We start from the raw sequence: 23,513 nt of genomic DNA on the forward strand, positions 1-23,513 counted from the left end.
GTTGTCAGGTCGCGGCGAGCCCGGTCGGCTCCCGCGTCTCCGGCTGGGCGGCGGGCTTGGGCGTGGCGGGGATCGCGAGGTCGGACAGCGCCACGACCCATAGGAAGGCGCCGAAGACCAGGAAGACGCCCGCGTGCGGCAGCACGCCGAGCAGCCAGCCCGCCAGCACCGTGCCGACCGGCGCGAAGGCGAAGTTCACCAGGTTGGCGGCGCTGTGCACCCGGCCCTGGAGTTCGGCGGGGGTCAGCAGGACCTGCTGTGCGGCCAGCAGCACGCTCGCGGCGGTCACCAGCACCGAGCACGCCGCCAGCAGTCCCGCCAGCACCAGGCCGTTGCCGGTGAGGGCCATCGCCGGAACCAGGCACGCGCAGGTCAGCGTCGCGACGATGACCATGGGCCGGATCGCGAAGCGCTTGTCCAGCCGGGGCGCCAGCAGGGAGCCCGCCAGGGCGCCGACCGCGGTCAGCCCCATGATCACGCCGACCGACAGGCCGGACGCCGACCGCATAGAGCTGACGATGATGATGGCCAGGAAGAGCCCGTCGAACGCCAGTTTCAGCAGCGCCCCGATCAGGATCTGGCGCCGCAGGTAGCGGGCGGACCGCAGGAATCTCGCGGCGGTGGCGAGGTCGCCGACGATTCCGCGTCGCTCGGCGGCCGGTGCCGTCACCCGGAGCGAGGCGCGCAGCGCCAGGATGCTGAGCGCCGAGACCGCGAAGGAGAAGACGTCGAAGAGGAGCGGCAGGCTCGGCGACAGCATGTACAGCAGGCCGCCGAGCATCGGCCCGAGGATGTAGGTCACCTGGCTGCGCGCCTGGAGCACGGACACGGCCGCGACCATGCCGTCCCCGGGCACGATCTCTCGCAGGGCCGCGGGCCCGGCGGCCGTGAACGGGGCGCCGAGCAGCCCCATGATCGTGCAGTAGCCGAGGAACAGCGGGAGCGAGGCGGAGCCGGTGAGCAGTGCCCCGGCGAGCGCCGCGCTGGCGGCCAGCCGGCCCAGGTCGCAGATCACCATGACGGCGCGCCGGTTGTACCGGTCGACGATGATCCCGGCGGGCACGAAGGCGGCCACCTGCACCGTCGTCCAGACGGCCTCCACGATCCCGACCGCCAGCGGCGATCCCGTCTCGTGCAGCACCAGCAGCGGGATCGCGAGGCTCGACGTTTGGGAGCCGAGCTGCGACAGTCCCTGTCCGGCGCACAGGAGCTGGAAGTCCCGGTTTCGCCACAGGCCGCTCATCCCGTCCTCCCGCCGATCAGCGGCAGCGGGCAGGGGACGCCCTTGAGCGCCGCGTGCGCCGCGTGCGCCGCGAGGAGGACACCGGCCGTTCCCGTGCCGAGGTCCATGGACAGGCGCTGGGGCACGGCCCCTGGGAAGGCGCGGTGCCCGTGGTAGGGGACCTCGTGCACGGCGAAGCGCCGCAGGTGCAGGTCCCGGGTCCGGGGGTCGCCGCCCAGCCGGGTCACGCAGGCCAGCAGCCCGGCCCGGCCGTTGAGCAGCCCCGCGGCGGGCGTCAGCTCCACCGCCAGGTCGCCGAGCAGCCGGTCGCGGACCCCAGCGAAGTACGGGTGGTCCCGATGGGCCAGATATTCGTGCAGAGCCAGCGCGCGACCCGCCGCGCCGCTTTCCAGGTCGAGTCCCGCCCCGGGGGAGTCGTCTCGGGTCAGCAGGGTCCGCGCGGCCGTCAGGTGATCCGCCGAACCCGTCACCTCGTAGAGGCGGACGAACAGCAGCGCGGCGCCGGACCACCCGTGCATGAGGCCGGTCCGTACGCCCTCGGACGGCAGCGCGAGCAGCCGGTTCGCGATCTCGGCCGCCCGGCCGGTCTCGCCGAAACGCAGCAGCGCGATACCGACGCCGGCGAGCCCGCCGAACAGCCCGGGACCGCCGGCAGGCAACGTCAGGGCGCGGTCGAGCAGGTTGCGCGCCTCCCGCCCGTGCCCCAGTTCGTCGAGAACGCAGGCCACTCCCGACAGCCCGTCGTACAGCCCGGGGCGGGGCCAGCGAAGCCGCGGGCTCTCGCGGATCAGCCAGGCCACGTGCTCGGGGAACTCGGGGTGGTCGCTGCGGCCGGTGGCGTGCAGCGCGTGGAGCACGCCGGCCGCGCCGAACGCCAGGGTGGTGCCCTGCCGGTCGAACTGCCGGGCATCCCCGGGGAACAGCCGATCGCGCCGTTCGGGTGTCGCGGAGCGGACGATCGCGTCCCGCAGCGCGTCGAGACCGGACGAGGCACCCGGCCGATCGCAGTCGGCCTTCCGGACTGGGCGCGCGGGCCGGGCGCCCTCGGTGTTCGCGGCCGGGCGCGCGAGCCGTTCGCGCAGGCGGTCCGCGAAGCCCGGCGGCAGCGGGAAGGACTCCCCGGCGAGGTCGATGAGCTCGCCCGCCTTGCCGGGGGACAGGCCCATCAGCGGCGTGAGCGGTACGAACACCGACAGCCGCAGGCAGTCCAGGGCGTACTCGTCGATCGTGAACCCGGTCCTCGCCCAGCTCGCCGCGAAGCCCGGGGTGGCCAGGCCCGGCCGATGGTCCTCGGCCACGTCGAAGGCCGTCTCGAAGTCCACCAGGGCGACGCCGCCGCCGGACCGGAGCAGGATGTTGCCGGGCTGGAGATCGCCGAAGACGATGCCCCTGCCGTGCAGCTTCGCGAGCGCGGCCGCCACACCGTCCAGCACGCCGAGCGCCCACGAGGTGTAGGCGACGCGGCGCTTCGGCCCGGAGCCGGCGCGCAGCAGCGGGTTGCGGGCCGCCACGGCGTCGGCGAGCCGCTCTCCGTCGATGAACTCCGTGGCCAGGAAGTGGTGCCCGGCCCAGACTCCACCGCCGAGGACCCTCGGGGCGACGGCGAGGTCGGCGGCACGTTCCAGCATCGCGCGTTCCCGGACGAGCCGGGCGACCGCGTCGGCGCCCTCCTCGTCCAGCCCCGCATGCGGGCGGGCCTCGCGCAGGACGACCGTCCGTCCGGTCACATGGTCGACCGCGCGGTAGATCCCACCGCCGTTGGAGAAGTGCAGGGCCTTCTCCACCCGGTACGGGAAGTCCGTGGTTTCGGCGGGTCCCGTTCCGGCCGTGACGAAGTCGGGGACGCGAACCCAGGGCGGCACCCTGAAGACCGGAGCCCGCCGATCCGGCACCAGGCGGCCGTCGGGATCCCGGATCGCGGGGACGTGCTGCCCCTCGGCGGACAGGCAGTAGCGCTCCCGGAAGCCGCCATAACGCAGGTAGAGCGGGCTCTGTCCCCAGCGCAGGTCGCTGAGCACGCGCGGCCCGCAGCGGCCCGCGAGTGCGGCGGAAAGGTCGTTCAGCACCCGCTGAAGCTGCGCGTCGTCCACCGGATAGAGCGTGATGAGCTTGCCGCTGGAGGTACGCGGCGCCTGCTTGCCGTTGACGATGTGCACCACGAGATCGCTGCGCAGGAACTTCGCCGCGATCCGCTGCCGCAGGCAGTAGTCCGCCACCGTCTCCACGGTGTCCCTGGCCTCGTCGCGGGCCACCGAGATGTGGACCTTCCAGCCCTGCTCCGGCAGCCGGGCGCCGGGCGGGCTCAGGTACACCCAGCCGCCGTCCAGCGAGCGCCGCCACCCGTCCGGCAGCGGCCGCGTCGCGACCGCGAAGCGGTCGGCCGCGTCGTCCACGTTGGCGAGCAGGTCGACGAAGACGGGGTCGGCCGCCAGGAAGGTCTGCGCGATCACACACGTCTCCAGTGGCATGTCGGATGGGGCCGGTCGGTCGCCCGGGGGCGACCGACCGGCTCTTTCAAGAGCGGCTCAGCCAGGCCGGCCTCAGGAGGCGCCCAGCCAGCTCGAGTTGTGGCTGTTGTTACACGGCCAGGCCTCTTCCTGGCTCTCGGTCTCCAGGTCCTGGAGCTCGTAGATCTCGTCCATGCGTGTCACCTCCTCTCACGGTGCGGTGATGACCGGGCGCGTCCACGTGCAGGAGCCCCGAGGGCCCCCGCTCGAACACGCACCGGAGCGCAAGGAGGATCCCGGCCGACCCGGTGGCCAGATCCATGGAAAGGCGCAGCAGGCCGGTGCCTGGGAACGCCAGCCGCCCGCCGTGGAGCCGAGCGTGCACGGCCAGACGCCGCACCTGGGAGCGGGCGGCCCGCTCGTCCTCCGCCGAGCCGGACCGCATCAGCGTGGTGACGAACCCGGCGCGGCCGTCGAACAGACCCGGGAGCCGGACGAAGACCGGTTTGCAGGCCCGCCGGATGCCGTCCAGCGCGACGCTCTCCGCAGCCGCTGGACGGTGCTGGAGATAACGGTGCAGGACCAGCGCGACGCCCCCGCTTCCGTCTCGTACGTACGGCAGGTTCTGCCTGCCGTTGAACAGCAGCAGCGCGCCGTCCCTGTCGGGCCGGCACCGGCCGAGGTCCCGCCCGAGCGCGGACTCCGCCTGGGTCAGCCAGAACGGGTCACCGGTCGTCTCGTACAGCCGGACGAACAGCAGGGCCGGCCCGCTGGATCCGGTGAGCAGGCCCCCCGCACCGGCCGGGGCCGCGGGCGGCCCGGCAAGCCGGTGCCCGGCGCGCAACGCCCGGTCGCGGTACGAGCCGTCACTGGTCAGCTCGGCGAAGTGCAGCCAGTTCAGCGCGATCCCGGCCAGGCCGCTCGACAGGCCCGCGGGGAGATCATCGCCGTCCCGGTCGGCGCGGGTGAGGACTTCCAGCGCGCGGTCCGTACGGCCGAGTTCCGCCAGCACGGCGGCCACCCCGTGCAGTCCGTCGTACAGCCCGGGACGGGGACGCGGATCGCGTCGCACGGCGGCGACCAGCCAGTCCACGTACGCGTCCGGGACCTCGGCGCCGACCAGGTGGAGCGCGTGCAGCACTCCGGCGGCGCCGTGGTCGTACGCGTGCCCGCCGATGCCCCAGGGCCCCGGGCTTCCCGGAACGAGCCGGTCGGGGCGCCCGGGCGTGGCGCTCGCGTGAATGCCTGCCACCAGTGAGTCCCGGAGCGTCGGCCAGTCCGCCCGCTCCAGCATCTCGGTGGCGGCGTCCCGTCCCTCTTCTCCGCCCAGGGCGCGCACCAACCCGGCGCCGAACCCGGGCGGCAGCGGGAACTCGCCGTCGATAACCGCCGCCAGCGCGGGCAGCTTGCCGGGGTCTCGCTGGGGCAGCGGGTTGATCGGCAGGAACGTCCACAACCGCAGGCAGGCGAGCAGGTACCGGTGCCCGCCTTCGCGGTGCCCTGACGGCACCGCGAAGGCGGGAGATCCGCCGGGACCGGTGTGCTCCAGGCCGACGAGCGCGACGCCGCCGCCGGGGCGCAGGATGACGTTCTTGGGGTGCAGCTCGGTCAGCCGGACGGCCCGGTCGCCGATCGCGTCCAGCGCCCGTTCGACCTTCGCCAGGACCTCGGTTGCCCACTCGGCGTACGCCTGGAGCCGCGCCGCCGGGACCCCCTCGTGGCCCAGCGGATAACGCGCGAGGGCCTCATGAAAGAGACTCCTCCCGGCGATGTACTCCTCGATCAGGTAGTGGTGCTCCCAGACGATGCGGTAGCCGACCAGCTCGGGAACGCAGTCCAGCCCGGCGAGCCGCTGCAGCGTTCGGCGGTGGCGACCGAGCCGCTCGACCGCGTCGCCACCGCGCTCGTCGAGCCCGCAGTACGGCCGGGCCTCCCGCAGCACCAACTGACCGGACCGGTACGTGCCGCCGCCGTTGGAGACGTTGAGGACCTCGTCGATCCGGTACGGGAACCGGCCCTTGGACTGCGTCAGATGCGGCCGCACCGTATCGGGCACCCTCACCCAGTCCGGCACCGTGAACACCGCGCGCCGGGGCGCGGGCTTCAGGTGCCCAGCCGGATGACGGAACGCCCGCACCGGTTCTCCATTGGCGTCCGCGCAGGTCAGATCGGAGTCATAGCGAACGTAGAGCGGACCCGCGCCGACCCGCCTGGCGCCCAGCGGGGCCGGGCCCCGGATGCCCGCGAGCCGCTCGGAAAGCTGCCGGAGAGCCGCGCCGAGTCCGTCTTCACTCACCGGGTGGAGCCGTGCCAGCACACCACTGTGCAGACGGTCGGCGGCGTCGGCGTTCTGCGACCGGACGGCCGCCCCGCTGCGCAGGAACCGGAACGCGATCCCCGCGCCGACACAGTAGGCCCAGACCCGTTCGACGGTTTCGGCGGCGGTGGGCAGCGTGCTGGAAACGTCGATCCGCCACCCCTGCTCGCCGTACGCGCCGGGCGTGAGCACGACCCACCAGCCGATCTCGCTCCGGCTCCAGCCCTTCGGGGCGGGCTCGTCGGCTTGGGCGAAGCGGCTGGCCGCGTCGGCCACCCGCTCCGGCGTGTCGAAGAAGTCCGGATCGGCCAGGCAGAACGGCTCGTAGCGCTTCAGTGTGGTCGGCGTTCGCACGAACGACAGCTTGCGTTGTCCCCGAATCCCGGTCGAACATCGTTCCGCTCAGCGGACCATTGCGGTGCCCCTCCCACGCGCGCCGGGTCGCCGGGTAGCGGAGCGCCACGCATCTCCGCAGGTCACAACCGCCCGAAGCCGCTACAGCCGCATCGCCTGCGCGAGCAGATCGCCGAGGTCAGCGCACGTGTCAACGAGCTCCTCGGCAAGGCCGTCGCTGTCGTGCGCGAGCGGTTCCACGGCAAGGTCACCTACGCCGCCATACCGATCGACCGCGTGGACTGGGCACCCTTCGACATCGTGTCCGTGGATCTCTACCGGTCGGCGGAGATCGCCGGCCGGTTCGCCGAGGGCGTGCGTACGCTCGTCGCGCAGGGCAAGCCGGTGGCGATCACCGAGTTTTGGTGGGATTGCCTGGCAGCCGTCCGGAATGGTCAAGCGGCTGGGGTGCTGCCCGGGCGAGGCTTCATGTCAGATCCATGCCATCGTGGGTAGCAGCCCCAGCCGCCTGGCACGTGGCAGGAATGGCCGTCGACGACTGTCGAGTCAGAATTTTCGGCAGGCTGATCAGTAAAGAAACGCAGCGCCATTACCGCGGTTCGGTACCGACGGAATCCAGTCCTGCGGTTTTCTGGAATGCGCTGGCAGTGCGGTGCGCACTACATCGGTGAGAGTACCGCCGTGGCATAGGGGTCCAGGACGATGTGGCCTTCATTGACCGTTGTGGAGACCGCGCGACCCGCACCGGTGCGGGCGCTCACCTGCTCGATCCGGAGTTCGTCCGTGACTCCGGTGGGCTCGTTGGTCTGTTCCAGTGCGACCGTCACGGTCTTGCCGGTCTTATTGACGATGAGCGGCTTCGGCGTCCCCGCCTTCGTGATGAACGCTTGGGCGTGAAGTCGCGGGTCGGGGATTCCGGGGACACCGGTGCCGGTGGAGACCATGGTGTCACCGGCACCGAAATGCCGCATCAGGGGGTCCAGGGCGCGGTAGCGGGCGTTGGGCGCGCCGGTCTCCCAGTCGACGAGGGTGACCCCGGGGATCATCGTCGGGTAGTCCATGAATTCGGCGATGCCGACCAGGTCGATTCCGAGTTCGACCAGACGTTGTGCTTGCCGAAAACCTCGTCCGCGCAGGTCAAGCCGCATGCCGGTACTCGTTGAGGATGCCGCCCAGACGTTGACTTCTTCGGATGTTCAGCTGGGCGATCTCGTCGGGTTCGGTGATCGGTGAAGGCAGCGACTTCAACGGGCGGGCGTTGGCGATGCCGTGGTGAGGCCGATGCTCGTTGTAGAAGGTCTCGAACTCGCGGAGGGCGTAGAGCAGGTGCCGCTGGTTCCAGATCAGAGTCCGGTCGAGGAGTTCGCGGCGGCAGGTCTGCACCCACCGCTCCATCACCGCGTTCATCCTCGGCATCCGCACCCCGGTCAGCACCGTCTGGATGCCGGCATCGGCCAGAACGATGTCGAAGAGGTCAGGGAACTTGCCGTCCCGGTCACGGATCAGGAACCGTGCCCGGCAGCCGGCGTCCTCCAGGTCCATGGCCAGGTTCCTGGCCGCCTGCGTCACCCACGACGCGGTCGGATGGGCGGTGGCGCCCAGAACGCGGATCCGGCGGCTGTGGTGCTCGATGACCGCCGGCACGTACATCCGCGCACCCGTGAGCGTGACGGTCTCCAGGAAGTCGCACGCCAGGAGTGCCCCGGCCTGGGAGCGCAGGAAGTCGGCCCACGTGGTCGATGCACGCTCGGGTGCCGGATCGACTCCGGCGTTCTTGAGGATCTCCCAGACCGTGAAGGCGGCCACCGTGACGCCGAGCACCAGCAACTCGCCGTGCACCCGCCGGTACCCCCAGCTCGGGTTCTCCCGCACCAGGCGAAGGACGAGAGCCCGGATGGAGCGGACGGTCGGTGGGCGGCCCGGCCGCTTGGGTCTGGAGCGAGCGGCGTGCCGACCCGCGATCATGTCCCGGTGCCGGCGCAAGACCGTGTCCGGCCGCACGAGCAGCCGTATCCGGAGCAGTACACCACGAGGCAACCGGTGCAGCAGCGCCGCGAGCAGTGCTCGATCCGGACCGACGAACCGCACCCTCGCCCCGTCCAGTTGGCGCTCCAGCACCATGATCTGATGCCGCGGCACCAAGATCTCGGCGTCCTTCTCCCGATCGGTCATAGGAAGCAGACGCAGCACCGCGAACGTGTTCGCCACGGTCAAGTAGACCAGTCGCAACAGCACAACCGCCCATCATCCCGATGGCGAGGCCGGTGTCCTGGCCTGTCCCGCGACAGTTCCCGGCCCTACGCCGCAATCCCCGGCCATCACGCCTCTCACCTGCACGGACGTACTTTTCGGCAAGCACAGCGGTCGGGCCGGGTGAACCGCACCTTCCTGCCGTTCAGTTGGCGTTCCAGCACCGCGATTTGATGAAGCAGAACCAAGATCTCGGTGTCCTTGTCCCGGTCGCTTACCGGAAGAAGACGCAACAGCGCGGACGTGTTCGTCACGGTCAAGTAGGCCAGTCGCAAGAGCACAGCCGCTCATCCTGCCGTGGCGACCGCTTTGCCGTCACCGTTCCCGTGCTCGGCCAGGCGACCAAGCCCGGGACACAGGGCCACCAGCTTTCATGCCTTTTACCTGCACGGATGAGGTTTCCGGCAAGCGCAGCGCTGCGATCGCGTTGGCCTGCGGTGCCCGCGGCGGCGTGGTGATGACCTGCAAGCCGGCGGAGGTGAACACCCGGTCGATCACCGCGGTGAACTTGGCGTCGCGATCACGCACGAGAAATCTGGTCTGCCTGCTCGCCCATCTCCATCAGCAGGTTGCGGAGGGTTCGCGCCGCCCCGGACGCGGGGCGGCGCAGTCACCGGGTCAGACCTCCTGTACGGCGGGCCACGACCACACGGGGGCGCGCTTCTCCAGGATCGCCCCGGCGGCTTCGGCGGCGTCGGGATGCGTGCCCAGCCGGAGGGTGTAAACCTGCTCGGCCGGGTAGCCGGACCTGACGTGGTGCTTCTCGGCCTCGTTGAGGGCCTGCTTGGCGAGCCGCAGGCCGAGAGGGCTCTGTTCAGCGATCCGGGCGGCCAGATCGCGCGTCTCGGTGAGCAACCGGTCGGGTTCACAGACCTGCTGGACCAGGCCGAGGCGGTAGGCGTCCTCGGCGCTGATCGGGTCGCCGGTGAAGTACATCAGCCGGACCTGCCCCTGGGACAGGATCCGCATCAGGTGGCTGCCGCCGCCGCAGCGTCCTGCCTTGATCTCGGGGAGGCCGATCCTGGCGTCGGTGGCGGCGAGGCGGATGTCGCAGCAGGCGGCGAGGACCGCGCCGGCGCCCAGGGCGGCGCCGTTGACGGCGGCGATGGTCGGCAGGGTGCAGTCCAGGATGGCCTCGTAGCAGGTGCGGGCGAGGCGCTGGCGCCGTTCGGGGCCGCGCTCGGCGAGGCTGTCGGACTCCGCCGGCTGCTTGAGGTCCGCGCCGGCCGAGTACAGCCGCCCGGCCGAGCGCAGGATGACGGCGTGGGCGTCGGTGCGGTCCGACAGCTCCCGGAACGCGGCGGTGAGAGCCTCGTAGGTCTCGGCGGCGACCGCGTTGACCGGCGGGCGATCCATGACGACCTCGGCGACCTTGCCCGAGGCCCGCACGGTGATCCCGTGATCCATTGACGTGCCCTCTTCCTATTTGGGGAGGCCGAGCATGCGTTCGGCGACGATGTTGCGTTGCACCTGCGAGGTCCCGGCGTAGATCGACTCGCCGCGGGAGCGCAGCCATTCGGTCTGCCAGTGGTCGAGGTCGGTGCCGGTGGCGACGGCGACCTCCTGACCGAGGTCCATCAGCCGCTGGTGGGTCGAGCTCCACCAGAGCTTGGTCATCGAGGGCAGCACTCCGAGCGGCTCCCGGGCCGCCGCCAGGGAGGTGATCTTGTACGAGCTGTTGCGGATGCCGGTCACGTCGGCGGTGAGCTCGCCGAGTTCGCGCAGCCAGGTGGACCGCGGCCCGGCCTCGGCCCGCTGGATCATCGCCGCGACGGCCTTCAACTGGCCGAGGTAGTTGCGGTAACGGCTGAGCTGGCCGTAGGACCGTTCCGCGCCGACCACTGTCATGGCGACGCGCCAGCCGTCGTCGATGCCGCCGATCACGTGCCGGTGCTCGACGCGCACGCCGTCGAAGTGCAGCTCGTTGAACTCCGCCTCTCCGGTTAGCTGGGTGATCGGGCGGATGGACGCTCCGGGCTGCTTCATGTCGAACAACACGAACGACAGGTTCCGGTGGCGCGGCCTGTCCCGGCTGGTCCGCACCAGGGCGAAGCACCAGTCGGCCTCGTGGGCCTGGGTCGTCCAGACCTTGCTCCCGTTCAGGACCAGATGGTCGCCGGCGTCGGTGGCGAAGCTCTGCACGTTGGCCAGGTCGGATCCGGCCTCGGTCTCGGAGAAGCCCTGACACCAGATGGTCCGGCAGTCGCGGATGCCGGGCAGGAGCTCCGCCAGCTGGTCATCGGTGCCGTGCGCCATCAGGGCCGGGGCCAGGAGATCCGCCCCGAACCGGGACGGCGACAGCGACCTGGGGACGCCGGCCCGCGAGCACTCCTCGTCGAGGATCCCGGCCATGATCGGGTCGCCGCCGGCTCCGCCGAACCGCGTCGGCCAGGAATATCCCAGGTAGCCCGCGGCGGCGAGCCTGCGGTCGGCCTCCAGCCGTTCTGCGAAGCCGACCGGCCGGCCGCTCACCAGGGGGACGATTTCGGCCATCAGCCGGTCGCGGACCTCGGCGCGGAAGGCCGCCTCAGCGGGGGTCTCATCAAGGTTCACGCCGCCTCACCCTCCTTCATCAGGTACTCGGCCAGCCGCAGCGCGTGGTCGTCAGGGGCGCCGAACCGGTACAGGCTCGCCTGAGCGGTCTTCAGATACAGGTGCATGGAGTGCTCCCAGGTCATGGCGATGCCGCCGAAGGTCTGCGCGGCCACGCGGGTGGCGAGGTCGGCGGCGTTCTTGGCCTGGAGCCGGGCGATCGCGGCCGTGGTATCTGCGGGCCGCAGCGCCGCGTACAGCACGGCATTCCAGGCGACCTCCAGAGCGATGGTCGCGTCGGCGAGGGGATGCTTGACGGCCTGGAACCCGCCGATGGGCCGGTCGAACTGCATCCGCTGCTTGGCGTAATCCACCGCGTCGCCGATGACCGTCTCGCCGAGGCCGACCAGGGTCGCGGCGTGCACGATCTGGGCCGACGTCAGCAGTTCGTCGGTAACGGAGATCCGGGACACCGGTGACATCGGCGTGGGGGTGATGGTGCCGACACCCAGGGCGAGGCGTCCGGCGGGCTGGAAGTCCCATGCGTCGCCTTCGCACCGGTGAAGAGTCCCGGCGTCGTCGATGCGGTACGCGACGAGCCCGGTCTCCACGCCGAAGCACCAGGGCACCGGTGTCTCCCCGGTCGGGCCGGTGACCGGCTCGCTCCGGCCGTCGGCGATCAGGAAGCCGGGCGCGACCGGTTCCTCGGCGGCGGCGAGCAGGACCGCGTTGGTGACGAAGCCCTCTCCCGCCAGCACCCGGCCGGCCTCCCGGCCGATGCCGGCGACCAGGGCCAGGGACAAGGCGTCGTCGTCCCCGGTGGACCCGGCCGCGAGCCAGCCGTCGGCCGCGATGATGTCCCACGCGGCGGCGGTCGACGAGCCGGTGAGCAGCCGTTCGGGCGGCAGCCATCGGCGGAACGTCGCGCCCGCCTGATCGAGGAGCTGCTGTTCATCCTGGTCGAATCGGAAATCCATGGCGTTGCCCCTCGCGTTCTCAGTTCTTCTTGGTCAGCACGGCGAGACAGTCGACGGCGACCGCCCCGGCTCCCGCCTCGGCGACCATGAGCGGGTTCACGTCGAGTTCGGCGATCTCGTCGGCCAGATCGGCCGCCAGCCAGGACACCCGGGCGACCGCGTCGGCCGCGGCGTCGACGTCGCGGGGCGGTCGTCCGCGAACGGCGCCCAGCAACCCGCCGCCACGCAGGCCGGTCAGCAGATGCCGCGCGGTCTCCGGGCCGACCGGTGCGGCGGCGGACGCGCTGTCGGCCAGGACCTCGACCAGTACTCCGCCCAGACCCGCCACGACGACCGGGCCGAAGGCGGGGTCGCGCTTGATCCCGATGATCAGTTCGGTGCCGGGCTCGGCCATCCGCTGCACGAGCAGCCGAGCCTCGGGGACTCCCTCGCACCGGGCGAGGGCCAGCAGGTCACCCGCCGCGGCGCGGATCTCTTCGGTGTCGGACAGGCCCAGGCGCACTCCGCCGATGTCGCTCTTGTGGCCGATCCGGTCCGACAGCAGCTTCACCGCCACCGGGCCGCCGAGTTCAGCGAACGCCGCGACGGCGGCGTCGGCGTCGGCGACCGCGCGTGACTCCGCGCACCGGACGCCGTAGGCGGCGATCAGGCGACTCGACTCCTCCTCGTCGAGCTGGGATCGTCCGGCCGCCCGTGCCTGCCGGATGACCTCCCGGGCGGCGCCGGGGTCGATGCGCGGGGGCCGTTCCGGCTGCCTCATGGCGGGACGCAGGCTGTAGTCGGCGAGGAGCCCCAGCGCGGCGGCGGCGCGGCCCGGATCGGTGTAGCACGGGATCCCCAGATCGCGCAGTCGCCGGCGGGGTATGCCGCTGCCGCCGGTCCACACCACGACGATCGGACGATCGGTGGTCTCGTGGGCGTCGGCGACCGCGGCGACGAACTCGTCCGCACACCCGTCGGAGTTGCCGAGCAGGACCACGATCATGTCGGTGCCCGGGTGGTCGAGCGCGACCTCCAGGCTGCGGCGCAGCAGGTCAGGTTCGACCACCAGCATGCCGGTGAGGTCGACCGGGTTGCGCGCGGTCCCGTACGCGGGGATGACAGCGGCCATCTTCGCCTGCCACGGCTCGTCCCAGGACTCGACGATCAGGCCGGCGGCCGTCGCCGCGTCGGCCATCAGGATGCCCGCGCCGCCCGATCCGGTCAGCGCTGTCAGCCTGCGCCCCGCGCTGCGCCGCCCTGCCGCGAAGATCTGGGCGGCGTCCAGCATGGCCTCGGTGCCGTCGACGCGGACGATGCCGTGCTGCCGGGCGATCCCGTCGAACACCGCGTCCTCACCCGCCAGCGACGCGGTGTGCGACTGCGCGGCCCGCGCCCCGGCCACCGACCTGCCGACCTTGACCGCGATGATCGGCTTGTCGAGGAGGCTCGCCCGCCGCGCGGCCGTCAGTAGGCGCTCGCCGTCGTTGACGCCCTCCAGATAGGCGAGCAGGACGCGGGTCTGCTCGCTGTCGAGAAGCGCGTCGAGAAGCTCCGGCACCGTCAGGTCGACCTCGTTGCCCGTGTTGATGTAGTGGGAGATGCCGATGCCGGTCCGCTGGGCCTCGCTGAACATCCACGAACCGAACGCGCCGCTCTGGCTGACGAAAGCCACCGGGCCGCTGCGCAACTCGACGTGCTCGTCGAGGGAGGAGGAGAAGGTGGGCAGAGCGCGGTCCGCGACGCTCATCATGCCCAGGCAGTTCGGGCCGAGCACCCGCACTCCCGATTCGGCGGCGGCCGTGCGCAGCTCCTCCTGCATCGCGGCGCCGGCGGCGTCGGTCTCGGCGAAACCGGCCGCTCCCACGATGGCGGCCTTGACGCCGCGTTTGCCGCAGGTCCGTACCGCCTCGCTGACCCGCTCGGCCGGGAGCATGATCATCACCAGGTCGATGTCACCGTCGACCTCGTCCAGGCTCCGGTAGGCGGGCAGGCCCTGAACGGTGCGCCGGGTGGGGTTGATCGGCAGCAGCCGGCCGCGGTAGCCGAACCTTTTCATGTAGTCGACCGGCCGCCCGGACAGCTTCACGGGGTCGTTCGAGGCGCCGAGGACCGCGATCGAGCGGGGGTACAGGAGTTCTCTCATGCCGGCACCTCCGGGTGCGATGTCGGGAGGTCGAGGCCGTACACGGTGAGGGCGGTCGTGCGGAACAGCGCGTCGCGTTCGAAGGCCGACAGGTCGGCGCTGACGCGCTTGTAGGTGTTCCACAGGGTGACGTAGTCGCACAGGTAGGCGTCGACAGGGAAGTTGCTCTCGAACATGCAGCGAGCAGGCCCGAAGGCGTCGATGCAGAAGCCGATCTCGGGACCCCAGAAGTCCGCGAGGGCGGCCGAGGTCACCGGCGCCTGGGTCAGCCGGGGGTCGACGACGGACGGGATGCCGATACCACCGATCTTGAGGTGAACGTTGCCGAGCCCCGCCAGCCGCCGCAGCGACCGCCGCCAGCGTGCCAGGACGCCGTCGCGCTGCCCGCGGTAGGCGGCCCCGGTCGCGAGCGGGCTGCCGAGGTGGTCCACGACGATCGGCAGGTCGGGGTTGTCCTCGGCCACCCGCGCGACGTCGTCGAGTTGGTTGAAGTACACCCACACCTCGAAGAGCAGCCCGCGCCGCTGGAGCTGCCGCAGGGACGGCCCGGCGGCCGAGGACAGCAGCAGGCCGTCCTCGGCCGCGCTGGACACGTCGTGGGACGGGTTCCAGGTGGCGCGGGTCCGGATGCCCCGAAAGGCGTGTCCGGCGATCTCCTGATGGGCGTCGAGTACGGCACCGATCCGATCGCCAAGACGCAGGTCGGCGTACCCGACGATGCCCGCCAGCTCACCACGGCCGGGTCTGCGCTGGCCGATGACCCAGGCGGTCTCACCCACCGGCCGGAGTACCTGCGGCCCCGTGGTGCGGTAGCCGGAGGAGCATTCGACATGGACGGTCGCGCGGATGTCATGACCTGCGGTCGTGTCGGCGAGCAACGCATCGATCAGGTAGAGCTGTTGCGGTCCGTACGAGATGACGGGGCGGGGCCACAGGTGGTGGTGGGGGTCGATGATCGGGAGCGCCGGTTCGAGCGCCGTTTCCCGGTGCTCGAGACCGGAGTGCACGGTCACCGGGTCCCCTGGCCGATGGCCGCGAACGCCCGGACCGTGGCCATGCGCTGCTCCCGGGTCGTGCCGTAGGCGGGTACCACGGCGACCTGGTTCACCCCGGCCGCGGAGATCTCGGCCAGCCGGCCTTCGATCTCTTCGGTGGTCCCGGCCAGGGCGAACATGTCGACGACCTCGTCGGGGACCTCCTTGGCGTGCTCGGGCTTGGCCACCTTGTGGCCGTAGTAGTCGCCCTCGTACTCCGGCGCGTACGTGCGCAAGTGCTCGATCGCCGGGACGATGCGCTCCGGCAGCGTCATCGGCAGCCAGCGCATCACCAGGCGCGCGATCGGGCCGCGGACGCGGTCCCGTGCCTCGGTGGGGTCGTCGCCGATGGCGATCTCGCTCCAGAGCACGACGTCGATGTCCGCGAGTGTCCGTCCGGCCTGCTCGGCGCCCTCCCGGACGTGGCCCAGGGCCTCGGTGATGAACTCCGTGGCGGTGCCGAGCAGCAGAATGACGCCGTCCCCGACCCGCCCGGCCATCCGTAGCGCGGATGGGCCGGAGGCGGCGATGTAAACGGGGACGTTCCGGGGCCGGTCGGTGAGGTAGTCCAGGCGGTACTCCGCCTTGGTGGTCTCCTCGACGACCGACCGCCCCCCGATGAGCTCGCGGAACTCGCTGATCCTGGTCTCCAGCGCGCCGAGCGAGATCGGCTTGTGGCCGATGGTGCCCAGCGCCGTGAAGCCGGTCCCGATCCCTACCGCCGCCCGTCCCTCCGACAACTCCGCGACGGTCGCCCACATGGACGCGAACACCGACGGGTGCCGGGTGACCGCGTTGGTCACCCCGGTGCCGATGATCACGCTCTGGGTGCTGACCGCGGTCGCCCCCATGAGGGACGCGACCTCCCGCCAGTTGTTCTGCGAGTCACCGAACCACACGTTGGAGTAGCCGAGCGCGTCTGCCGACCGGGCGAGTTCGACGGCCTGGGGAGCGGGCTCGTTCGGGTAGATGACGAGACCCCGGCGGGGCAGCGCCCCGGACGTCGTGGTCGCTGGGGTGAGGTCTTCGGGCACGGTGGTCACTCCTTGCACGTGGGTGGGATGAGATCAGGCTGCCTGGAGCTGTTTGCCGGCGGTCTCACGCAGGCTGATGGCGGCGGCCAGGGTGAGCACCGTCAGGGCGATCACGAACCAGGCGGGTGAGGTGACGCTGCCGGTCCGGTCGACCAGCCACGTCGCCACGAACGGGGCGCTGCCGCCGGCCGCCGCGGCCGAGAGGTTGTACCCCAGCCCCAACCCGGAGTAGCGGACCACGGCCGGGAACTGCTCGGTGAGCGTCACCATCAGGACCGACTGCGCCGCCGCGTGCGGCAGGGCGATCAGCACATGGGCCAGGATCGCCCGCGGCACACTGTCGGAGTTCATCACCACCAGCGCGGGGATGATCAGGACGCACGTCGCGACGCTCGAGACGAGGAACATCGGTTTACGGCCGATCCGGTCGGACAGGGCCGCGAACATCGGCGTCGCCGCGCAGGCCACCACCAGAGTGACGGTGGAGGACCAGAATCCGACCATGGCGTCGAACCCGGCGACCTTGTTCATGTACGTGGGCATGTAGATGTAGATCAGGTAGTAGCCCGCCATCGGGAACATCGTCAGAAGCGCGGCCACCAGGATCGGCCGGCTGAAGCCCCGCACCGCCGCGACGACCGGGGCGCCCTCCAGCCGGCCTTCGTTCCGCATCTCGATGAACTGGGGGGACTCCTCCAGGCGGCGGCGGATCCAGAAGCCGACGACCCCGATGGGCAGACTGATCAGGAAGGGGATGCGCCAGCCCCACTCGGCCATCGCGTCCGCTGGCAGCGCGTACCGCAGGCCCACGATGAGGGCCGAGGCGACCAGTGCGCCGAACAGCGCGCCTCCGGAGATCCCGCTGACGAAGAAGGCCCGGCGGTTCGCCGGAGCGCTCTCGGCCACATAGACGCCCGCGCCGGTGGCCTCGCCGCCCGCCGACAGGCCCTGCACCACGCGCGCGGCCAGGAGCAGGACCGGCGCCAGGACGCCGATCGAGGAGTAGGTGGGCAGGACGCCGATGACGAACGTGCTGAAGGTCATCATCAGGATCGTCACCGTCAGGACGCGCTGACGCCCGAGCCTGTCACCGAGGTGACCGAACATCAGGCCGCCCAGCGGCCGCAGCACGAACGCCACCCCGAACACCGCGAACGTCGCCAGCAGGGCCGCGGTCGGGTCGGTGGACTTGAAGAAGTGGGCGGCCAGCGCCACCGAGAGCAGCCCGTAGATGGTGAAGTCGTAGTATTCGACCGCGGTGCCCGCGGCGGAGCCCAGCGCCACGCGCCGGATCTGGGCGGGGGCCGGGCCGGCCGTCGGAACGGCCTCTCCGGCACCCGATTCCGTCACTGCCATGTCGTGTCGTTCCTTTGCCTGTCGGGGTGGATTGAACGTGGCCCGCATTCGGGGGCGTCGCGGTTCCCCAAAAGAATGCGTGCCAGGGCACGACATCATTCGTTGCTGAGATTTGTGTGCTGCGATTCTCCCGAACAGAAAATCCAGCGGTGAAGATGACGTTCTGCGGGCGGGCCGCTCCGCGCGGAGCCGTGGGGAGGCGAATTCGCCCGGTCGGTGGTTTGGGCATGTCCACGCTATGACCCCGGTCACGTACAGTCCAACACCAAAGGCGAGTAGGATTGATACGTCCCGGCTACATAATCGCGGGAACGGAGGTGCGAGGATGGAGCTCCGGCACCTGCGCGCCTTCATCGTCGTCGCGGAGGAGCTGAACTTCCGCCGGGCCGCCGAGCGGCTGCACATGGCCCAGCCCCCGCTGTCCCAGCAGATCAAGCGGCTGGAGCACGAGGTCGGTGTGACACTGTTGCGCCGCACGACCCGGCAGGTGACCCTCACCCCCGCCGGCCAGGCCTTCCTCGACGAGGCCAGACGGTGTGTCGAGGCCGCTCAGGCAGCGGTGCGCACGGCGCGGCTGGCCGCTGGGGGAGACACCGGGGTGCTGCGGCTGGGAGTCAGCGGGCCGACGTTCTACGAGGTGCTCGTCCTGATGGCGGGCAAGTTCGGTCGGCACAGGCCCAACGTCAGGCTGGAGATCACGGGGCCGGCCTTCGCCGGAGAGTTGATCGAGCGGCTCGATCGGGACGAGATCGACGCGTGCCTGATCAGGCTGCCGGTCCCCGGGTCGGGAATCGTGGTCCGCAAGATCACCGAGCACCCGTTCGGTGCGGTCCTCCCGGTCGGCCACCCCCTGGCGCACCGTGACCGGGTCCGCCTGGCCGAACTGCGCGGGGAACCCGTGATCAGCTATCCGAGCAAGCGGGCTTCGGGCACGGTGACCCTGCTGCACAGCGCCTTCCTCGCTCAGGGGTTCAGCCCGAACATCGTGCAGGAGGCCCCCGACACCCACACGATCATGCTGCTGGCCGCGGTGGGCGCCGGCATCGGCTTCGTGCCGATGTCCGCGAGTCACCTGAAGGTCCCCGGCGTCGTGCTGGTCCCGGTCAGCGACATGCCCGCCCTGCCGCTCGCCCTCGCCTGGCGGGAGGGCGACGACAATCCCGTACTGCACGCACTGATAAGCCTTCTCGACGAGGTGTCGGCCGAATGCCACCGCTGGCCCGGCGCGGAATCGGCCGAAGCCGGCACTTGACATTCGTTGTTCCCCGGGGACAAACTCCGATCGAGTTCCCCGGGGCCGTGCGAAAATCGACCGGCGTCGCGGCAGTGTCCATTCGGTACGGACCCGGGAGCTGCGTCCGGCTCATTCGTCGGCCTCCTCGAAAACTGCTGATCCCCTGAATTCGCCACGGCGGCGGGGTGGAGAGAGGCGATGCCGGGCCCCGGTGTGCCCACGGCACTCCGGGCAGCACTCCGATCCCGCAGACCGCGCGTCGCGGCCGATCGTCTCCCGTATGCGAGGAGGCCCCTGTGAGCCCTCTGCCCGACGGCTGTGAACGGACCGTTCCGGCCCTGCTGCACTACAACGCCCGCCACTTCGGTGAGTCAACGGCGCTGACCACCGGCGTCGGACCGGGCACGCACACGGTGACCTGGGCGAGGCTGCGCGACGACGTGGCCGCGTTCGCCCTCGGTCTCCGGGCGCTCGGCCTGCGCCGGGGCGACCGGATGCTGATCATGATGAGCAAACGGCCGGAGCACTGGGTGGCCGATCTCGCGGCGGCCCACCTCGGCGCCATCTCCTGCTCCGCCTATGACACGCTCAGCACCGCCGACATCCGTCACGCCGCCCGGCACAGCGCCGCCCACGTGATCGTCCTCGAAGGCGCCGAACAAGTGACCCGGTGGATGCCCGTCCTCGACGAGCTGCCACGGTCGGTCAGCGTCGTCGTCGTGGACCCGACCGCCGTCCCCGACGACGACCGGTTCGTCGGTTACACCGAGGTCCACGGGCGCGGCGTCGCCGATCCGGAGAGTGCCGCAGTCCTGGAGGAGGCGGTTCGGCCGGACGATCCGCTGTGCATGATCTACACCTCGGGCACCACGGGCGCGGCCAAGGGCGTGGTCCTGAGCCACCGGAACGTCCTGGAGGCGTCGGCGGCCCTGCACGCGAGTAGCCCGGTTCCCGAGCAGCCACGGTCGATCTCCTACCTTCCGCTGGCCCACATCGCGGAGCGGCTCTTCGGCATCTACCTCCCGTTGCTGACCGCCGGCCAGGCGGTCATGTGCCCCGACCCTGCCGAACTGCCGACCGCGCTGCGCATCGTGCGTCCCGACACCTTCGGAGCCGTGCCCCGCACCTGGGAGAAGCTCGCCGCCGCCCTGCGGAGCACGCTCGACGGCCTTCCGGCAACCGAGCGTGTCGCGGTGGACGAGGCCCGGCGGTTCTGCCTCGACGTCCACCGGCGGCGGGCCGCCCGGCAACAGATCCCTCCCGAGGAGTCCGCTCGCCTCGCCGAACTCGACGTCTCCCGCCTGCGTGCGCTGAGGGCCGCGGTCGGCCTGGAGAACGCCCGCCGTCTGACCGTCGGCGCCGCACCCATCCCGACCAAGGTGCTGGAGTTCCTCGCGAGCGTCGGCCTGCCCGTCCTGGAACTGTACGGGCTCAGCGAGACCTCCGGAGTGGTCTCCTTGAGCACGCCGGACCGCTTCGCCACCGGCGCCGTCGGCGCACCCATTCCCGGAACGGAGGTACGCATCGCCGACGACGGTGAGATCCGCGTGCGCGGCCCCGTGGTATTCCTCGGCTACCTGCGCGCCGACGGGACCGTTGAGCCCGACACCGATACCGACGGCTGGCTCGCCACAGGAGACCTCGGCCGCGTCGACGATGACGGCCTGCTGTACATCACCGGCCGCAAGAAAGACATCCTGATCACCTCCGGAGGCAAGAACATCGCCCCGGCCAAGATCGAGGCGCCGCTGCGGACACATCCCCTGATCGGGCACGCCCTGGTGGTCGGAGACCGGCGCAAGTACGTGACCGCGCTGCTGACGCTCGATGAGCAGACCGCACCCGACTGGGCCAGGGCACACGACGTCGGCACCGCCGACCTGGCCGAGCTGGCGGCGCATCCCGTCGTGCTCGCCGAGATCGACCGGCTGGTCGCCGCCGCCAACACGGAGCTGAGCAGGGTCGAGCAGGTCAAGGCGTTCCGCGTCCTGGCCGCGCCGTGGACCACGCGGACCGGTGAGCTCACACCCACCCTGAAGGTCCGCCGCAGCGCCGTCACCGAGCGCTACGCGGCACAGATCGACGACATGTACCCCCGACAGGAAGGAAGGTCCGAATGAGCGGAGTGGTGGAAGGACGTGTTGTCATCGTCACCGGTGCCGCGCGCGGCATCGGCCGCGCCCACGCCATCGAATTCGCCCGCCAGGGCGCCAAGGTCGTGGTCAACGACCTCGGCGCGGACGTCGACGGCAGCGGTTCGTCCAGCGGCCCCGCGGGCGAGGTGGTCGAGCGGATCCGCGCGGCGGGCGGGCAGGCCATCGCCAACGGTGAGGACGTCGCCGACTTCGACGGCGCGCGCAGGCTGGTCGAGTCGGCGATCGACCGTTTCGGTGACCTGCACGTGCTAGTGAACAACGCCGGCATCCTGCGTGACCGGATGCTGGTCAACATGACGGTGCAGGAGTGGGACTCAGTGGTCAGGGTGCACCTGCGCGGCACGTTCGCCCCGCTGCGCCACGCCGCCGCCTACTGGCGGGATGGGGCGAAGGCGGGCCGAGAGGTCGACGCACGCGTCATCAACACCACATCCTCCTCCGGTATCTACGGCAACCCCGGCCAGTCCAACTATGGCGCCGCCAAGGCGGGCATCGCCGGGCTGACCCTGATCGCCGCCATGGAACTGGAGCGTTACGGCATCACGGTCAACGCCATCGCCCCGGGCGCGCTGACCCGGATGACCGAAGGGATCATGGCCGACCCCGGCGCGGGCCCCGACGGGTTCGACCCGCGGGCCCCTGAGAACGTCCCGCCGCTGGTCGTGTGGCTCGCGGGGCCGGCCGCACGGGGCATCACCGGGCGGATCTTCAACGTGATGGGCGGCCAGATCAGCGTCGCCGAGGGCTGGCATGCCGGTCCCGTCGCCGACAACAGGGCGCTGTGGGGCTACGAGGAACTGGACGTGGCCATCCCGGCCCTGGTGGACAAGGCCCGACCGAACGCGGACATGACCGGCCACGCGCCGGCCGGGCGCACCGACCGGAAGGGAGCCGTTCGTGGCTAGCAAGAGGCGCGCGGCGATCGTCGGTGTCGCCGAATCCGAGGTCGGCAGGACGCCGCACCTGAGCGTTATGTCGCACCAGGCCAGTGCGGCCAAGGCGGCGCTGGCCGAGGCAGGGCTGAGCTTCTCCGACGTCGACGCCCTGTTCACGGCGGGCCGCTGGTCGTGGAGCCCGTCGGCGACGCTGGCCGAGTATCTCGGCATCCGGCCCGGCTACCTCGACGGCTCCAACATCGGCGGGTCCTCATTCGAGGCGCACGTCGGCCACGCCGCCGCGGCGATCGAGGCCGGGGTCATCGACGTCGCGCTGATCACCTATGGCAGCACGCAGCGGACCGACCCCGTCGGCAACGGCACCGCCGACATCACCGACGTGATGGCGGCTCAGTTCGAGGCACCGTTCGGGGTTCCGCTCCCGATCGCCGCCTACGGGCTCGCCGCCGCCCGCTACCTCCACCGGTACGGCGTGACCAGTGAGCAGATGGCCGAGGTCGCGGTGAGCGCCCGCAGATGGGCCGCCCTCAATCCCAAGGCCCCCAACCGTGAGCCGATCACTGTGCAGGACGTCATGGCGTCGCCGATGATCTGCGAGCCGCTGCGCAAGCTGGACTGCTGCCTGTTCACCGACGGGGGAGGCGCGGTCGTGGTGGCGGCCCAGGACCGCTGGCCCCACGTCGCCACGCACCCGGTCGAGATTCTCGGCCACGGCGACGCCGTCACCCACTGTTCGATCGCCGGCATGCCCGACCTGACTGTCACCGCCGCGGCCCGGTCCGGCCTCGCCGCGATGCGGATGGCCGGCGTCAGTCACGACGCGATCGACCTGCTGGAGATCTACGACTCGTTCACCATCACCGTGCTCCTCACTCTCGAGTCCCTCGGCTTCTGCAAGCCGGGCGAGGCCGCCGATCTCCTGGCAGGCGGGTGCACCGCCCCGGGCGGCGCGCTGCCCATGAACACCGACGGCGGCGGCCTGTCCTACACCCACCCCGGCATGTACGGGATCTTCCTGCTGATCGAGGCGACCCGGCAGTTGCGCGGCGACTACGCGGAAGAGCCCGGCAGGCAGGTGCCCGGGGCGGAACTGGCCCTGGTCCACGGCACCGGCGGCATGCTCTCCACCACCTCCACCGTCGTCCTGGGAAGGTTCTGATGCCCGAGATCGCGTCGACCCCGGAGACCCGGCCGTTCTGGGACGGCATCGCCGCAGGGGAACTGCGGCTGCAGCGATGCGACGAGTGCCTGCGGTCAGTGTTCTATCCGCGGGCGATCTGCCCGCACTGCCACTGCGACCGGCTGAGCTGGCGGACGGCCTCGGGCAAGGGGACGGTCTACTCCTACACCGTGGCGCACCGCGTCGCCGGAGGGTTCTCCGCGCAGGTCCCGTACACGATCGCGCTGATCGATCTCGATGAGGGCCCCCGCATGCTGTCGCGGGTCATCGGTGACGCGCCGGTGCGCATCGGAGATCGCGTTCATCTGGAGATCGCCCGGCTGGAGGGGGAGTCGTCTCCTGAACTGCCCTGCTTCCGTGTGACCACCGCCTGAGAGG

19 protein-coding genes are annotated in these 23,513 nt (G+C 71.1%); 6 read left to right on the plus strand and 13 right to left on the minus strand.

Annotation, left to right across the window (positions count from 1 at the left end):
- Positions 1-4: 4 nt before the first annotated feature.
- The 3 genes from ACZ466_RS41585 to lanKC (ACZ466_RS41595) all read right to left on the minus strand — a co-directional run bounded on the left by ACZ466_RS41585 (position 5) and on the right by lanKC (ACZ466_RS41595) (position 6,361).
- The gene (locus tag ACZ466_RS41585) at positions 5-1,243 is read right to left on the minus strand and encodes an MFS transporter (protein WP_378286691.1); all 1,239 of its coding nucleotides are present in this window, start codon (positions 1,241-1,243) and stop codon (positions 5-7) included.
- Positions 1,240-3,693: a class III lanthionine synthetase LanKC gene (gene lanKC, locus ACZ466_RS41590; RefSeq protein WP_378286693.1), complete on the minus strand. Its 2,454-nt coding sequence runs from the start codon at positions 3,691-3,693 to the stop codon at positions 1,240-1,242. The genes ACZ466_RS41585 and lanKC (ACZ466_RS41590) overlap by 4 nt, the downstream gene beginning before the upstream one ends.
- 127 nt (positions 3,694-3,820) lie before the next feature.
- Positions 3,821-6,361, minus strand: a complete 2,541-nt coding sequence (lanKC, locus tag ACZ466_RS41595; protein WP_464041886.1) for a class III lanthionine synthetase LanKC — start codon at positions 6,359-6,361, stop codon at positions 3,821-3,823.
- A gap of 222 nt (positions 6,362-6,583) precedes the next feature.
- On the opposite strand from lanKC (ACZ466_RS41595), the gene ACZ466_RS41600 reads away from it, so the two are divergent.
- Positions 6,584-6,856: a hypothetical protein gene (locus ACZ466_RS41600; protein WP_464041887.1), complete on the plus strand. Its 273-nt coding sequence runs from the start codon at positions 6,584-6,586 to the stop codon at positions 6,854-6,856.
- Positions 6,857-7,020: 164 nt separating this feature from the next.
- Here ACZ466_RS41600 and ACZ466_RS41605 read toward each other — a convergent pair whose 3' ends face one another.
- From ACZ466_RS41605 to ACZ466_RS41650, 10 genes are all read right to left on the minus strand, one after another.
- Positions 7,021-7,509, minus strand: a complete 489-nt coding sequence (locus ACZ466_RS41605) for a hypothetical protein (protein ID WP_378286700.1) — start codon at positions 7,507-7,509, stop codon at positions 7,021-7,023.
- The gene (locus ACZ466_RS41610) at positions 7,499-8,596 is read right to left on the minus strand and encodes an integrase core domain-containing protein (protein ID WP_464041888.1); all 1,098 of its coding nucleotides are present in this window, start codon (positions 8,594-8,596) and stop codon (positions 7,499-7,501) included. The genes ACZ466_RS41605 and ACZ466_RS41610 overlap by 11 nt, the downstream gene beginning before the upstream one ends.
- 330 nt (positions 8,597-8,926) lie before the next feature.
- A complete protein-coding gene (locus ACZ466_RS41615) occupies positions 8,927-9,139 on the minus strand; it encodes a hypothetical protein (protein WP_378286702.1) in 213 nt (70 codons plus the stop codon).
- A gap of 90 nt (positions 9,140-9,229) precedes the next feature.
- Positions 9,230-10,018: an enoyl-CoA hydratase-related protein gene (locus tag ACZ466_RS41620; protein WP_378286704.1), complete on the minus strand. Its 789-nt coding sequence runs from the start codon at positions 10,016-10,018 to the stop codon at positions 9,230-9,232.
- Positions 10,019-10,033: 15 nt separating this feature from the next.
- The gene (locus ACZ466_RS41625) at positions 10,034-11,164 is read right to left on the minus strand and encodes an acyl-CoA dehydrogenase family protein (protein WP_378286706.1); all 1,131 of its coding nucleotides are present in this window, start codon (positions 11,162-11,164) and stop codon (positions 10,034-10,036) included.
- Positions 11,161-12,120, minus strand: a complete 960-nt coding sequence (locus ACZ466_RS41630; protein ID WP_378286709.1) for an acyl-CoA dehydrogenase family protein — start codon at positions 12,118-12,120, stop codon at positions 11,161-11,163. The genes ACZ466_RS41625 and ACZ466_RS41630 overlap by 4 nt, the downstream gene beginning before the upstream one ends.
- 19 nt (positions 12,121-12,139) lie before the next feature.
- Positions 12,140-14,245 carry an acetate--CoA ligase family protein gene (locus ACZ466_RS41635; protein WP_378286710.1) on the minus strand — a complete coding sequence of 702 codons (2,106 nt, stop codon included), beginning with the start codon at positions 14,243-14,245 and terminating at the stop codon, positions 12,140-12,142.
- Positions 14,242-15,258 (minus strand): amidohydrolase family protein, encoded by a 1,017-nt coding sequence (locus ACZ466_RS41640; protein WP_378286712.1) that lies wholly within the window; start codon positions 15,256-15,258, stop codon positions 14,242-14,244. The genes ACZ466_RS41635 and ACZ466_RS41640 overlap by 4 nt, the downstream gene beginning before the upstream one ends.
- Positions 15,255-16,313 carry an LLM class flavin-dependent oxidoreductase gene (locus ACZ466_RS41645; protein ID WP_378286714.1) on the minus strand — a complete coding sequence of 353 codons (1,059 nt, stop codon included), beginning with the start codon at positions 16,311-16,313 and terminating at the stop codon, positions 15,255-15,257. Before ACZ466_RS41645 ends, ACZ466_RS41640 begins: the two co-directional genes overlap by 4 nt.
- Positions 16,314-16,346: 33 nt before the next feature.
- Positions 16,347-17,669, minus strand: a complete 1,323-nt coding sequence (locus ACZ466_RS41650) for an MFS transporter (RefSeq protein WP_378286716.1) — start codon at positions 17,667-17,669, stop codon at positions 16,347-16,349.
- Positions 17,670-17,994: 325 nt separating this feature from the next.
- Between ACZ466_RS41650 and ACZ466_RS41655 the strand changes: the two genes are divergently transcribed.
- From ACZ466_RS41655 to ACZ466_RS41675, 5 genes are all read left to right on the plus strand, one after another.
- Positions 17,995-18,921, plus strand: coding sequence for a LysR substrate-binding domain-containing protein (locus ACZ466_RS41655; RefSeq protein WP_378286718.1), 927 nt, complete (start codon positions 17,995-17,997; stop codon positions 18,919-18,921).
- Between the two features lie 278 nt (positions 18,922-19,199).
- Positions 19,200-21,023 carry an AMP-dependent synthetase/ligase gene (locus tag ACZ466_RS41660; protein ID WP_378286720.1) on the plus strand — a complete coding sequence of 608 codons (1,824 nt, stop codon included), beginning with the start codon at positions 19,200-19,202 and terminating at the stop codon, positions 21,021-21,023.
- Positions 21,020-21,964: an SDR family oxidoreductase gene (locus tag ACZ466_RS41665; protein ID WP_378286722.1), complete on the plus strand. Its 945-nt coding sequence runs from the start codon at positions 21,020-21,022 to the stop codon at positions 21,962-21,964. Before ACZ466_RS41660 ends, ACZ466_RS41665 begins: the two co-directional genes overlap by 4 nt.
- Positions 21,957-23,114, plus strand: coding sequence for an acetyl-CoA acetyltransferase (locus ACZ466_RS41670; protein ID WP_378286724.1), 1,158 nt, complete (start codon positions 21,957-21,959; stop codon positions 23,112-23,114). Before ACZ466_RS41665 ends, ACZ466_RS41670 begins: the two co-directional genes overlap by 8 nt.
- Positions 23,114-23,509, plus strand: coding sequence for a Zn-ribbon domain-containing OB-fold protein (locus tag ACZ466_RS41675; RefSeq protein ID WP_378286726.1), 396 nt, complete (start codon positions 23,114-23,116; stop codon positions 23,507-23,509). Before ACZ466_RS41670 ends, ACZ466_RS41675 begins: the two co-directional genes overlap by 1 nt.
- Positions 23,510-23,513: the final 4 nt, after the last annotated feature.

The organism is Actinomadura rugatobispora (assembly GCF_055379765.1).